This is a genomic window from Microbacterium sp. ARD31 (assembly GCF_031844425.1).
In genome coordinates, this window is sequence record NZ_JAUZVE010000011.1 from 1 (window position 1) to 13451 (window position 13451).

The following is a 13451-nucleotide window of genomic DNA, read 5'->3' on the forward strand; positions in this document are numbered from 1 at the left end:
CGCGAACCTAAGGGTGCGCGCCCTTCTCAACGGATGACCGTCACGGGCACGAGAACGTCGTCCCGTTGTCGAGGGTGTGGACGCCCGAGCCGAGCTCGGAGCACAGCCGCGCGATCTCCTCGTTCGCGGCCGGAACCACGATCGAGAGCACGACGATGGCGACGATGATGCCGATGACCATCAGAACCGAGCTGATGATGATGGCGGCCACCGCCCAGCCGTTCTTGACGCCGGCCTTCTTGCTCTGCACGAGCGCCACGATGCCGAGGATCAGCGCGATCAGCTGCGCGAAGAACGACAGCACGAATGCGACGATGCCGAGGGTCTTGCCGGGAACGGGGCCTCCGGCGGGCGCGTCGTAGGCGGCCGGCGGGGCGGGGTTGTAGGCGGGCGGCGGCGTCGGCGGCCCGGCGGGGGTGTTGGGGTCTGTCATGTCGGCCTCTCCTGTGGTCGATCGTGGGACGGCTCGAACCTATCGAGCGCCGCCCGTCGCCACCCGCAGCGACGCGCAGGCAACTGAGCCGTCCGCCCGGTCAGTCGCGGGTCGCCGCGACGACGTCTTCCGCCGCCTGGACGATCGGGATCGCCGCGGTCGCCGTCTCGAGCCCCGACAGCCGCGCCGGCGAGAGCTGCTTGGTCACCTCTTCGCGCGACATCAGCCCGGCCTCGACCACGAGGTCGGCCACGTTCTTATTCGTCAGCAGCGCGGTCTTGGCCAGCGCGGCCGACGCGGCATAGCCGATGAAGGGGGTCAGGGCGGTGACGACGCCCACCGACGAACCCACCATCGCGCCGAGCCGCTCACGATTGGCGGTGATCCCCTCGACGCAGTTCACTCGCAGCGTGTGCATTCCGCGGCGCATCCACGTGATGGACTGGAAGATCGAGTGCGCGATCACGGGTTCGAAGGCGTTCAGCTGCAATTGACCGCCTTCGACCGCCATCGTGACGGTCGTGTCGGCTCCCGCCACGGCGAACGCGATCTGGTTCACGACCTCGGGGATCACCGGGTTCACCTTGCCCGGCATGATGCTCGAGCCGGCCTGCCGTGCGGGCAGGTTGATCTCGCCGAATCCCGCCTGCGGACCAGATGACAGCAGACGCAGATCGTTGCAGATCTTCGACAGCTTGACGGCGTTGCGCTTGAGCGACGACGAGAACGACATGAACGATCCGGTGTCGCTCGTGGACTCCACCAGGTCGCTGGCCAGCGCCAGGTCGAGGCCGGTGATCTCGCGAAGGTGCCGGACGACGGCTTCGGAGTAGGCGGGATGGGTGGTGATCCCGGTGCCGATCGCGGTGGCGCCCATGTTGACCTCGAACAGGAGGTAGGCGTTCTCGGTCAGGCGCTCGTGGTCGTAGCCGAGGGTCGAGGCGAACCCGTGGAACTCCTGCCCGAGGGTCATCGGCACGGCGTCCTGAAGCTGGGTGCGCCCCACCTTCAGGATGTCGTGGAACTCGACGGCCTTGGCGAGGAACGCCTGGCGCAGCAGATCCAGCTCTTCGAGGAGCGTCTGCAGGTCGAGGCTCAGCCCCACCTTGATGGCGGTCGGATACACGTCGTTGGTGGACTGGCTGCGGTTGGTGTGGTCGATCGGCGAGAGGAAGGCGTAGTCGCCTTTCTCACGGCCGGCGAGCTCGAGTGCGACGTTGGTGATGACCTCGTTCGCGTTCATGTTGGTGGACGTCCCCGCACCGCCCTGGATCACGCCGACGACGAACTGATCGTGGAAGCGTCCGTCGATCACCAGCTGCGACGCGCGATCGATCAGGTCGGCGCGCTCGGCGTCCAGCACCCCGATCTCGGCGTTGGCCCGTGCGGCGGCCTGTTTGACCATCGCGAGCGCCCGCACGAGATCGCGGTACACCGAGATCGGTCGTTTGGAGATGGGGAAGTTCTCCAGCGCGCGGGCGGTGTGGATGCCCCAATAGGCATCTGCGGGGATCTCGAGCGAGCCGAGGGAGTCGGTCTCGGTGCGGGTGCGCTTCGTTGCGTCCGGAGCCATGGTGGTGTGTCCTCGTGGGTCGTTCACGGCGGTGGGGGTGTGTCCTGAGCCTATCCCCGGCGGACGCGGCTTCCACGTGTACGACGCGTACGGTCGACGGTCGGGGTTGTACCCGCTGTCGATGGGATGCCGCGCGTCAGCGCTTGCGGGAGAACTCCTCCAGCCGCTCCTGCGGCGTGAGGGCAGCCATGCGGGCCACCCACTCCGCCGAGAAGTAATCCCCCGTCGCGGCGTCGACGACCGGCACCGTGGAGTGGGTGATCGTGTCGTCGTACACGTGCACCAACTGGAACGCCTGCCCGGCATCCATCCCGTTGACCTCCTGCGCCGGACGCGCGAGGTTCATCGCATAGCAGGTCGCGGACGCGACGCTCACCGGCACCCCCGCGAAGCTGCCCGAGGTCGAGTAATGCAGGTGCCCGGCGAGGATCGCACGCACATCGGTGCCGGCGATGACGGCGGCGAAACGGTGCTGGTCGCGCAGTTCGAGGATGTCGAAGAGCGGGATGTGGCTCGGCAGCGGCGGGTGGTGCATCGCCAGGATCGTCCCGAGCGGCGCGGGCTCGGCGAGGATCTGCCGCAGCCAGTCCAGCTGAGCCTCGTCGAGTTCGCCGTGGTGCCACCCCGGCACCGTCGTGTCGAGCGCGATGAGACGCAGACCCGCGAGGTCCCACACGCCGGTGACCGGCGCGAGGGTGGCGTCGCCGTCCAGGAGCGCCGACCGCAGGGCGGGCCGCTCGTCGTGATTCCCCGCCACCCACGCCACCGGCGCGCCCATGCGCTCGGCGAGGGGTTCGACGGCGCGCCGCAGCGCGCGATAGGCCTCGGGTTCGCCGAGATCCGTCAGGTCGCCCGTCACCACGAGGGCATCCGCCCGCAGCTCCAGCGCGTCGACCGCCTCCAGCGTGCGTCGGAGGTTCTCCGTCGTGTCGTACCGTCCACCCAGACGGCGACCGCCTGCCAGCAGATGGGTGTCGCTCAGATGGACGAGGGTGCGACGAGCGGGCTCGTACTGCCCGAAACGCGGGGATGCGGCATCCATACCGCCCAGCCTAGGACGCACCCGCGACCGCACTCGCGCGGGAAGGAGCGGCTCAGTGGTTGAAGACGATGAGCAGGATGCCGCCCACCACGGCCGCCGCGCACACCGCGAAGCACGCATACGCCGCGGCGAGCGCGAGACGCTTCTGCCCGGGCGTGAGCGGGTTCTTCCGCGCCGCCTTCGCCGCGGCCTTCTCGGCCCGGCGCGCCTGCTTCTCGGTGATGACGGTGATGGCATCGGTGAACTCCGCCGGGGCCACCACGGGGGCGCGCCCCGACGCGACGAGCAGGCGGAGTCCGAGCGCATAGAAGACGACCACCACACCCGCGCCGATCAGCGCGGCGAGGAAGACCTGCAGGAAGGCGAGCCAGTCGATCGACATCACTTCTGCTCCTCGTTACGCGCCATCGCACGCTGCCGTCGGGTCGGAGGCGGGTTGTCCTCGACGTGCACGGCGGCTCCCGAGTCGGCGACCTCGCTCATGGCGTTGGCCGCGTTCACGGCGTTGCGGCGCGAACGGAGGAAGATCGCCAGGATGATGATGACCGCCAGCACGGCGTCGATCAGGACACCCCACGAGCCGAGCCACACCACGACCAGCGCGGCGAGCCCGCCCACCGCACCCGCGGCGGGAAGGGTGAGCACCCAGCCCACCACGATGCGCCCCGCGGTGCGCCACCGCACCTGCGAGCCGCGGCGCCCCAGCCCCGAGCCGATCACCGATCCCGAGGCGACCTGCGTCGTCGACAGCGCGAACCCGAGTGCGCTGGAGGCGAGGATCGTCGCCGCCGTCGACGACTCCGCCGAGAAGCCCTGCGCGGGCTTGACGTCGGTGAGGCCCTTGCCCAGAGTCCGGATGATGCGCCACCCGCCCATGTAGGTGCCGAGCGCGATCGTCACCGCGCACGCGACGATGACCCACAGCTGCGGGTCGGGATTCGCCGAGGACTGCCAGCCGACCGTGATGAGGGCGAGGGTGATGACACCCATCGTCTTCTGTGCGTCGTTGGTGCCGTGAGCCAGCGCCACCAGCGACGAGGTGAAGATCTGCCCCCACCGGAAGCCGTCTCGCCCGTCGGGCTTGCCGTCGTAGCGACGGGTGATCGCATACGCGAGCTTGGTGGCGGCGAAGGCGATGAGCCCCGCGGTGAGCGGAGCCATGAGGGCGGGGAGGACCACCTTGCTCATCACGATTCCGCCGTCGATCGCCGTCGCGCCGACACCCACGAGCGTGGCGCCGATCAGGCCGCCGAAGAGCGCGTGCGACGACGAGGACGGCAGCCCCAGGAGCCAGGTCAGCATGTTCCACGTGATCGCGCCGATGAGCCCGGCGAAGATGATCGAGGGGAAGACCGTCGCCGAGATCTCGTCCTCGCGGATCATCCCCCCGGAGATGGTCTTGGCGACCTCGGTCGACAGGAACGCCCCCACGAGGTTCAGGATCGCGGCGAGGAGAACGGCCGTCCGCGGCTTCAGCGCGCCTGTGGCGATGGGCGTGGCCATCGCGTTCGCGGTGTCGTGGAAGCCGTTGGTGAAGTCGAAGAAGAGTGCCAGCGCGATGACGAGCACGATGATGAGGGCTGCGGTTTCCACCGTTCGCTTTCCAGGAGTGAGGGAAGGGAAGGTGCCGACGGGATCGGCGCGACGAACGAAGAGTTCACCTGGGGTTCATGAACCGGCAACCGGCCAGAGAGAATCCTGTCACCGCCCGGCCACCTGGTCAACCTGGCCGCGGCCCAATCCGATCGGGGCTCGGGGCCGAATGCCCCCTGTACGCAGACAGCGGCAGGAGGTCGCCCCGATGGCTCGACAGCGCAGTGTGCGCTTCATCGCACTCGCCGCCCTCGCGGGGGCCGTGGCCGCGGCATCCGTCCTGGCGGTCGCCGAGCTCGTGGCGCTCGTCGTGGCACGCGGCGCGGGCCCGCTCGAAGCCGTGGGGGCGTTCGTCATCGACATCGTGCCGCAGCCGGTGAAGGAGTTCGCGATCGCGACATTCGGCGAGTACGACAAGATCGTGCTCCTGGCCAGTGTCGCGCTCGGCGCCGTCGTCGCGGCGGCCGCCGCGGGCATCCTGCAGCTGTGGCGCGCTCCCGCCGGGGTCGTCGTGCTCGCCGTCGGCGCAGCCGCCGGGACGGCGGCGGCGCTCACGCGTGCCGGATCGACCCCGTTGTGGGCGCTGCCGTCCGTGCTCGGCGGCATCGCCGGCTGCGTGCTGCTGGCTCTGCTGATCCGGCGCCTTCGCCTCTGGCGCGACGCCGCCCGGGGCCGCACCCCCCCCGCCGGTCCCGACGAGGCCTCGGAGCCCCCGCAGGCGGCTCCCAGCCGACGCGCGTTCCTCACGATGACGCTGGTGTCCGCCGCCGCTGCGGTCGTCGTCGGCGCGGGCTCGCGCGCGCTGTCGGCCGTCACCAACTCGATCGACGCGATCCGCGAGGCGCTGCGCATCCCGGCACCGCGATCACGCGTGCAGATCCCCGCGGACGCGGAGTTCGACGTTCCGGGTCTCAGCCCCCTCATCACCCCCAACGAGGACTTCTACCGGGTGGACACCGCGCTCACCGTGCCCTCGATCGACCCGGCGACGTGGCGGCTGACCATCGACGGCATGGTGGATCAGCCGGTCGACATCGGCTTCGACCAGTTGATGGAGATGGGACTCGACGAATACGCGATCACCCTGACCTGCGTGTCGAACGAGGTCGGCGGCGGACTGGTCGGCAACGCGGTCTGGACCGGCGTACCGGTGCGCGACCTGCTGAAGCTCGCCGTGCCGAGCGCCGACGCCGACATGGTCCTCTCCCGGAGCGTCGACGGGTACACCGCCAGCACTCCCCTGGACGCTCTCGTCGACCCCGAGCGGGACGCCATCCTCGCCGTGACGATGAACGGCGAGCCCCTCCCCCTCGAGCACGGGTTCCCGGTGCGCATGGTCGTGCCGGGGCTGTACGGCTATGTCTCCGCGACCAAGTGGCTCACTCAGCTCACCGTGACCCGCTTCGATCGGGACGAGGCGTACTGGACCCCGCGCGGATACAGCGCGCGCGCCCCGATCAAGATGTCGTCGCGGCTGGACACTCCGCGTGCCGGCACACCCGTCGACGCCGGCGAGGTCATGCTGGCCGGTGTGGCGTGGGCCCAGACCGTCGGGATCGAGCGCGTCGAGGTGTCGATCGACAACGGCCCGTGGGAGGCCGCGGAGCTGTCCGCACCCATCAACGACGACACGTGGGTGCAGTGGCGGATGCCGTGGCAGGCCGAATCGGGGACCCACTACATCGGGGTGCGGGCCGTCGACCGCGACGGCGACCTGCAGATCGAGGAGCGCGCCCCCATCGCGCCGGACGGCTCCAGCGGCTGGCAGCGCGTTCTGCTGACCGTCCGCTGAGCCGGCCGCCGCCGGCCTGGGCTAGCGTGGCTGGCGTGACCGCCGACTTCGCAGAGGACACCGTCGCCTCGCCCGCCCCCACCGTCCCCGCCCCGCCCGTGGCCGTCCCGCCCGTCGCCGCAGCCCGTCCGCACGTGCGACGGCACCACGGCCACGACGTCGAGGACCGCTACGAGTGGCTGCGCGCGAAGGAGGACGCGGACGTCGTGGCTCACCTCGAGGCCGAGAACGCCTACACCGAAGGGCGGACCGCGCATCTCGAGGCACTCCGCTCGCGGATCTTCGACGAGATCAAGGGGCGCACGCTCGAGACCGATCTGTCGGTGCCCGTCCGGCGCGGCGACTGGTGGTATTACGGCCGCACCGTCGAGGGCAAGCAGTACGGCATCCAGTGCCGGGCTCCCCTGGCCTCGCCCGACGACTGGACCCCGCCGGAGCTGTCCGCCGACGTCGAGGTGCCCGGAGAGCAGATCCTGCTGGACGGCAACGTCGAAGCCGAAGGGCACGAGTTCTTCTCGCTGGGCAGCTTCGAGGTCAGCCTCGACGGCACGCGGATGCTCTACGGAGTCGACGTCGCCGGCGACGAGAGGTACACGATCCGCGTCCGCGACCTCACGACCGGCGCACCGCTCCCCGACGAGATCCCCGACACGTTCGCCGGTGCGAGCTTCTCGCCCGACGGACGCTTCATCGTCTACACCACCGTCGACGACGCGTGGCGACCCGACACCGTGTGGCTGCACGAGCTGGGTACCGCGGTCTCCGACGACGCGAAGCTCTTCCACGAGCCCGACGAGCGGTACTGGGTCGGCGCGGGCTTCACCCGCAGCGACCGGTACCTGGTCATCGGGCTCGGCTCGTCCATCACCTCGGAGGAGTGGATCCTCGACGCCGACGACCTCCGCGCGCAGCCGCGGGTGGTCTGGCCGCGGCGCGAGGGCGTGGAGTACGAGTCGGAGCACGCCGTCATCGACGGGCAGGACGTCCTCCTGATCCTCCACAACGACGGCGCCCTCGACTTCGAACTGGTGCAGGTGGCCGCGGACGACCCGCAGGGCGAGCGTCGCGTCGTGATCCCCCACCGCGCCGGTGAGCGGCTGCTCGGGGTCTCGACGTTCCGCGACTGGGGCGTCGTCGGCTACCGGCGCGGCGGCCTCCCCCGCCTCGGGATGCTGGACTACGCCTCCGGACGCGTCGACGAGATCTCGTTCGACGAACCGCTGTACACCGTGGGCAGCGGAGGAAACGCCGAGTGGGCGCCCCCGGTGCTCCGACTGTCGTACGGCTCCTTCATCACGCCCGGCACCGTCTACGACTACGAGGTCGCCACCGGCGAACTCCACCTGCGCAAGCGCCAGCCCGTGCTCGGCGGCTACGACCCCGAGGAGTACGCGCAGGCGCGGGTGTGGGCGCCCGCGGCGGACGGCACCGGCATCCCGGTCTCTCTGGTCTGGAAGCGCTCGTTCGGCGAGGCCGGCTCGGCACCGCGCCCGGTGCACCTGTACGGCTACGGGTCGTACGAGCACTCGATCGAGCCGGGATTCTCGGTCGCACGGCTGTCCGAGCTCGACCGCGGCGTGATCTTCGCCGTCGCCCACGTCCGCGGCGGGGGCGAGATGGGCCGGCAGTGGTACGAGGAGGGCAAGCTGCTGCGCAAGCGCAACACCTTCACGGACTTCGTCGACTGCGCGCGGCACCTGGTCGCCGAGGGGTACACGACCCCCGACCGTCTCGTCGCCGAGGGCGGCTCGGCCGGTGGTCTGCTCATGGGCGCGGTGGCCAACCTCGCCCCCGAGCTGTTCGCCGGCATCCTCGCCGACGTGCCGTTCGTCGACGCGCTCACCACGATCCTCGACCCCTCGCTGCCGCTGACGGTGATCGAGTGGGACGAGTGGGGCGATCCGCTCCACAACCCCGAGGTGTACGAGTACATGCGCTCCTACACGCCGTACGAGAACGTGCGGGACGGCGTGGCCTACCCCCGCATCCTGGCCGTGACGTCGCTCAACGACACCCGGGTGCTGTACGTCGAGCCCGCGAAGTGGGTGGCGCGCCTGCGTGAAGCGGGAGTCGACGCGCTCCTGAAGTGCGAGATGGTCGCCGGGCACGGCGGCGTGAGCGGGCGCTACAACGCGTGGCGCGAGCGCGCGTTCGAGCTCGCCTGGCTGCTGGATGTCCTGGGTCTCGCCGACGCCTGATCCGGCCGCCAGCCCAGCCCCCGCTCGGCGAGACCGGGACCCGGTGCCAGTCGGCGAGACCGGGGATCTGCACTGAGACACAGGGCTTCGCCCCCGGTTTGGCCGTGGACCCCCGGTTTGGCCGTGGACCCCCGGTTTGGCCGTGGGCCCGCGGTTTCCCGGCGGCGCCGTACCCGCCGGCGGTGCGCGGCTCCTCCCCAGGGGGCCGGCATCGGTCGGTTGTCCACCGTCCGGCGCGGGCGGCCGCTCACAGAAACCCGAGGGGATGAGGCTGGCGGGCATGAGCATGTCCGTCCTGCCTCCGCTGCTGCTGTCGAGGGATCGTCCGTCGGATGTCGCGAGACTCGATCGCAACGGAGCGCTGCATCGCGTGCGTGCCGGCGTCTACGTGCAGGCCGCGGCGTGGTCCGCTCTCGCACCCTGGCAGCGCTACCGCGTTCGCGTGCAGGCGGTGACGGCCACGTGGAGCGACCCCGTGCTCTGCCTGGAGTCGGCAGCGGCCGAGATCGGGCTGCCGGTCTTCGGCGAGCCGCGTGAGATCCACCTGCTCAGCAGCAACGGACGGTCGTGGCGTGAGGGCGACGTCGTCGTCCACGGCACGCGCGACGAGCGCTCCGTCCTCGCCCGGGACGGTATCCGCATGACCTCGGTCGCCGACACCGCCGTGGACCTGTGCCGCGTGCTGCCGCCCGCGTTCGCGCTGGCGGTCGCCGACGCCGCCTTGCGCATGCCCGCCGGCGAGGACGCTCCCGCGGGCTCGCTGGATGTGGCCGCGCTCGGACGAGGACGCTCCGATCGGCGCGGCCGGCGGCAGCTCGATTGGGTGGGGCGTCGTGCAACGGCCGCCGCCGAGTCGACCGGCGAGTCGGTCAGTCGCGCCGTGATCGAGTGGCTCGGATTCGAGGAGCCGGAGCTGCAGCGCGAGCACCGCCATGAGGGCGCGCTCGACCGCACCGACTTCTTCTGGGCACGGACGCGCACCATCGGCGAGTCCGACGGATACGGCAAGTACGACGCCGCCGACGCCGACGCCAGCAAGGCGCACTTCATCGAGGAGAAGAAGCGCGAAGACCGTCTTCGCAGGCACGAGGGCGGCTTCGCCCGCTGGGATTGGGCCGACGCCATGCGAGCGGAGCCGCTCGGGGGCAAGCTCAACGCGGCCGGACTGAGTCCGGTGCACCGGCGCCGATCGGCCTTCCTCGCCACGCTCGCAGCCAACCCGCGGTCGTTCGCTCCCCGAACCCGCGGATCTCGCGCGAGACCGGGGGCGGGGCCTCGTGTCTCGGCGTGAACCCCCGGGCTCGGCGTGAATCCCCGGCCCGGGCCCGCGCGCGGGCGGCGGCGGTCAGCCGAAGAGGGCGGCGGCCTCTTCGTAGCGGTAGTGCGGCACGGTGTTGAGCTCTCCCAGAGCGTCGGCGAACGGCACGCGCACGATGTCGGTGCCGCGCAGGGCGACCATCTGACCCCACGCGCCTTCGACGATGGCGTCGGCGGTGTGCAGCCCCAGACGTGTGGCGAGGACGCGGTCGAAGCCGGACGGCGACCCGCCGCGCTGAATGTGCCCGAGCACGGTGGCGCGGGTCTCGATGCCCGTGATCCGCTCGATCTCGGGCGCGAGCACCTCGCTGATCCCGCCGAGGCGCGGCCGGTTGAAGGCGTCGAGGCCCTTGTCGCTGTAGGCCTCATCCATCCCGGTGAGCGTGAAGCCCTCGGAGACCACGATGAGCGGAGCGCGCCCGCGATCGTGCGCCTTGGTCACCTGTGCGCACACCTCGTCGATCGACATCGGCACCTCGGGGATGCAGATCACGTGCGCACCCGCGGCGATCCCCGCGTGCAGGGCGATCCATCCCACGTGACGGCCCATGACCTCAGCCACCATGCAGCGCTGGTGGGAGTCGCCCGTGGTGCGAAGGCGGTCCATCGCGTCGGTGGCGATGTTGACGGCGGTGTCGAAACCGAACGAGTAGTCGGTCGCACGCAGGTCGTTGTCGATCGTCTTGGGCACGCCGATGACGTTGATCCCGTCGCCGGCGAGGCGGTTGGCAGCGGCCAGCGTGCCCTCGCCGCCGATGGCGATGATGCCGTCGATGCGGTGCCCGTACATCGTCTTGGCGATGTTCTCCGCGCCGCCCCGGGGTCCCTCGTAGGGGTTGGTGCGGCTCGTGCCGAGGATGGTGCCGCCGACCTTCGACAGGCCCTTCACCTCGTGTCGCGTCAACGGGAAGAAGTCACCGTCGACGACGCCGCGCCAGCCGTCGCGGATGCCGACGAACTCGAGGTCGTACGTCGTCGTGCCCTTGAGCACGACGCCGCGGATGACCGCGTTCAGGCCGGGGCAGTCGCCCCCGCTGGTGAGGATGCCGATCTTCATGGGGGTCCTTGCTTCGGGTGGTGCGGGCTGTGGAACGAATCGGCGACGCTGCCTCACCCGAGATTAGCGTCGGATGCCGCCCCCTGCCACACGGCCGGTTGCGGCATCCGATCGCCTACTGCTCGGCGCCCAGAGCCCGTCGGAGCAGGTGCATGAGTGCCGACAGCTGCACCGAGTCGCTCGAAAGCGGATCCACGGCCTCACCGTCGAGCGCGCGCTGCGCGAGACCCTGCTTGGAGTCGATCAGCTCGGCGATCTTCGTGTCGATGGTGTGGGCGGCGATGATCCGCCACGCCGTCACCGGCTCGTCCTGCCCGATGCGGTGCACCCGGTCGATCGCCTGGGTCTGCTCCGCGGCCGTCCACGACAGTTCGGCGAGCACGACGTTGGACGACGCCTGCATGTTCACGCCGACCCCCGCCGCCGTGAGCGAGCAGACGGCGATGCCGACATCGGGATCGCTGTTGAAGGCGTCGATCGCCTGCTGGCGGACGGGCGTCGTCTGATCGCCGCGGATCGACACCGTGCGCAGGCCCGCCGATGCGAAGTGCGCCTCGGCCGCGTCCATGACGTCGATGTGCTTGGCGAAGAACACCACCTTGCCCACCGAGCGCTGCAGCTGGACGGCGTAGTCGGCCGCGAGGAGCGCCTTCGCCTGGCCGATGCGCCGCACCATGGTGAAGACGTTCTCGGATCCGCTGCCGGCGGCCTTGGACTCGTCGAGCTCGTGCTGCGAGACGAGGCGGACGATGTCGGCGTCGACCTCGCCGGGAGCGAGCCCGCGGTCGCCGCGCGCGTCGATGATCCGGCGGTACCGGGCGGCGAGCCGATCGGCCAGATCCCGCTCGGCCTGGCGGATCGAGCGACCGAACTCGTCGTCGAGCTCGACCGGCAGGTCGGCGATGAGCTTGTCGGGCAGATCGGCGGCGACGTCCTTCTTCTTGCGGCGGACGATGCCCATCGAGATCACCGCGTCGCGCGCAGCCGGATAGAACGCCTTGTCGGCGGGGGTGAACCCGGTCTCGTCCAGCTTCTCCATGAGCGCCGGACCGGGCTTCTCGCCGTTGGTCCACCCGAGGAAGCGCCAGATGGCGTCGAAGTCCTCGACGTCGTTGATGAGCGGCGTCCCGGTCAGCGCGAGCATGAGCGGATCCCGGACCTGCTCGCGGATGCGACCGGCGAGCGCCAGGACGTTGCGCGAGCGCTGCGACGTGAGGTTCTTGATGAAGTGCGCCTCGTCGACCACCATGCCCCGCAGGCCGATCGAGCCGAGCCAGGACAGGTGACGGTCGAGGATCTCGTAGTTGACGATGAAGACATCCGCGAACGCGTCGATGTCTTCGCCGTCGCCCTGCACGACCGTCGCGCGCCGGTGCGGCGTCCAGCGCTGGACCTCGCGTGCCCAGTTCATCTTCACCACGTTGGGAACCACGGCCAGCAGCGGGTAGGCGCCGGCCACGGATGCCGCGAGCACGGATTCCGCGGTCTTGCCGAGTCCGGGCTCGTCTGCCAGGAGGAACGAGCGGTGGCCGTCGCGGACGGCCTCGACGAACCGCGACTGGTGCGGCATGATCTCGAGCCCCTTGGGCGAGACGTGGTCGAACTCCGGCACCTGCGGAAGGTCCATCGTCGCCGCGCCGCCGCCGGCGCCGGTCTCGAACGCCTTGTACAGGGGCCCCATGAGCTCCCAGCCGTCCAGCCGTCGGCGCGGAGTGTCCTTCGGGGCGCGCAGCGACAGGTCGGGGGCGAGGAACGGGTTCGCCAGCTGCCGCGACTCGATGGCGGCGGGCACGACCTGACGCTCGGCCAGGGCGGGCGGAACCACGGTGGCGGGCGCGGGAGCGACGTCGGTGATGATGAGCTCGTCCGGCGGCAGGTCGGCTCCGGACTCGAGCAGCCAGTCGCGTCGCATGCGCCGCGCCACCGGCGACGCGGCCTGGTCGACCTCGAGAAGCTGGATCAGCGACGTGTCGCGGGCAGCGGTCTTGGCGAGGATGGTCGCGACTCCGTCCAGCCGCTTGAGCAGCTCGGGCCGCGCGGAGTCGGGGATCGCCGTGTCGACCTTGACGCGGGCGCGCTCCTCGCGGACGAGGAAGGCGATCACCTGGAACTTCACGCGGTTGGTGGGCCCGAGCTTGCCGCGCTGGGCCTTGGCCTCGACCTCGCGCACCTTGCGGGCGAGGATCGGGATGATGGGGGCCTCGTCGTCGCGGCGAGCCGATGAGGGCTTGCGGCGCTGACGGGTGTTGCCGTTCTGAGCGGCAGGTGCCGTGGTCGGCATGCTCCTCCTGAGCGTATGTGCCGGATCGTCCGTCAGGACGGCCGATCGGTGCGTGCAGCGTGCTCCCGCGGGCGGCGCGTGCGCCGTCACGAACGCGGGGTTCGGATGCCGCCGACTCCTGCCGCTGGCACTCGCTTCTGCGAGCCGCGACGTCGGGGAGGGCGT

General features: G+C 70.7%; 10 protein-coding genes. 3 read left to right on the forward strand and 7 right to left on the reverse strand.

Going from position 1 to position 13451, the window contains the following annotated elements; translation table 11 throughout:
• Positions 1 to 40: 40 nt before the first annotated feature.
• From Q9S36_RS23480 to Q9S36_RS23500, 5 genes are all read right to left on the reverse strand, one after another.
• Positions 41 to 433, reverse strand: coding sequence for a DUF4190 domain-containing protein (locus tag Q9S36_RS23480; protein ID WP_311287262.1), 393 nt, complete (start codon positions 431 to 433; stop codon positions 41 to 43).
• Between the two features lie 100 nt (positions 434 to 533).
• On the reverse strand, positions 534 to 2006 hold the full coding sequence (locus Q9S36_RS23485) for an aspartate ammonia-lyase (protein WP_251449197.1): 1473 nt from the start codon (positions 2004 to 2006) through the stop codon (positions 534 to 536).
• Positions 2007 to 2142: 136 nt separating this feature from the next.
• Complete coding sequence (locus Q9S36_RS23490) at positions 2143 to 3048, reverse strand: phosphodiesterase (protein ID WP_311287263.1); 906 nt, start codon at positions 3046 to 3048, stop codon at positions 2143 to 2145.
• 52 nt (positions 3049 to 3100) lie between these two features.
• Positions 3101 to 3430: a peptidase gene (locus Q9S36_RS23495; RefSeq protein ID WP_251449195.1), complete on the reverse strand. Its 330-nt coding sequence runs from the start codon at positions 3428 to 3430 to the stop codon at positions 3101 to 3103.
• The gene (locus Q9S36_RS23500) at positions 3430 to 4641 is read right to left on the reverse strand and encodes an inorganic phosphate transporter (protein WP_311287264.1); all 1212 of its coding nucleotides are present in this window, start codon (positions 4639 to 4641) and stop codon (positions 3430 to 3432) included. The genes Q9S36_RS23495 and Q9S36_RS23500 overlap by 1 nt, the downstream gene beginning before the upstream one ends.
• 208 nt (positions 4642 to 4849) lie before the next feature.
• Here Q9S36_RS23500 and Q9S36_RS23505 point away from each other — a divergent pair, with 208 nt between their 5' ends.
• The 3 genes from Q9S36_RS23505 (at position 4850) to Q9S36_RS23515 (ending at position 9922) form a co-directional block, all read left to right on the forward strand.
• On the forward strand, positions 4850 to 6433 hold the full coding sequence (locus tag Q9S36_RS23505; RefSeq protein ID WP_311287265.1) for a molybdopterin-dependent oxidoreductase: 1584 nt from the start codon (positions 4850 to 4852) through the stop codon (positions 6431 to 6433).
• A 98-nt stretch (positions 6434 to 6531) separates the two neighbouring features.
• Positions 6532 to 8631: a S9 family peptidase gene (locus tag Q9S36_RS23510; RefSeq protein WP_311287408.1), complete on the forward strand. Its 2100-nt coding sequence runs from the start codon at positions 6532 to 6534 to the stop codon at positions 8629 to 8631.
• Between the two features lie 280 nt (positions 8632 to 8911).
• Positions 8912 to 9922 carry a hypothetical protein gene (locus Q9S36_RS23515; protein ID WP_311287266.1) on the forward strand — a complete coding sequence of 337 codons (1011 nt, stop codon included), beginning with the start codon at positions 8912 to 8914 and terminating at the stop codon, positions 9920 to 9922.
• 54 nt (positions 9923 to 9976) lie between these two features.
• On the opposite strand, the gene Q9S36_RS23520 is transcribed toward Q9S36_RS23515, so the two are convergent.
• A complete protein-coding gene (locus Q9S36_RS23520; protein ID WP_251449185.1) occupies positions 9977 to 11005 on the reverse strand; it encodes a 6-phosphofructokinase in 1029 nt (342 codons plus the stop codon).
• A 115-nt stretch (positions 11006 to 11120) separates the two neighbouring features.
• Complete coding sequence (locus Q9S36_RS23525) at positions 11121 to 13286, reverse strand: DEAD/DEAH box helicase (protein ID WP_251449183.1); 2166 nt, start codon at positions 13284 to 13286, stop codon at positions 11121 to 11123.
• Positions 13287 to 13451: the final 165 nt, after the last annotated feature.

What these genes read in the sequence shown, in the direction of transcription:
- Q9S36_RS23480 (WP_311287262.1), bottom strand. Translation starts at nt 433, where the DNA reads ATGACAGACCCCAACACCCCCGCCGGGCCGCCGACGCCGCCGCCCGCC.
- Q9S36_RS23485 (WP_251449197.1), bottom strand. Translation starts at nt 2,006, where the DNA reads ATGGCTCCGGACGCAACGAAGCGCACCCGCACCGAGACCGACTCCCTC.
- Q9S36_RS23490 (WP_311287263.1), bottom strand. Translation starts at nt 3,048, where the DNA reads ATGGATGCCGCATCCCCGCGTTTCGGGCAGTACGAGCCCGCTCGTCGC.
- Q9S36_RS23495 (WP_251449195.1), bottom strand. Translation starts at nt 3,430, where the DNA reads ATGTCGATCGACTGGCTCGCCTTCCTGCAGGTCTTCCTCGCCGCGCTG.
- Q9S36_RS23505 (WP_311287265.1), top strand. Translation starts at nt 4,850, where the DNA reads ATGGCTCGACAGCGCAGTGTGCGCTTCATCGCACTCGCCGCCCTCGCG.
- Q9S36_RS23515 (WP_311287266.1), top strand. Translation starts at nt 8,912, where the DNA reads ATGAGCATGTCCGTCCTGCCTCCGCTGCTGCTGTCGAGGGATCGTCCG.
- Q9S36_RS23520 (WP_251449185.1), bottom strand. Translation starts at nt 11,005, where the DNA reads ATGAAGATCGGCATCCTCACCAGCGGGGGCGACTGCCCCGGCCTGAAC.
- Q9S36_RS23525 (WP_251449183.1), bottom strand. Translation starts at nt 13,286, where the DNA reads ATGCCGACCACGGCACCTGCCGCTCAGAACGGCAACACCCGTCAGCGC.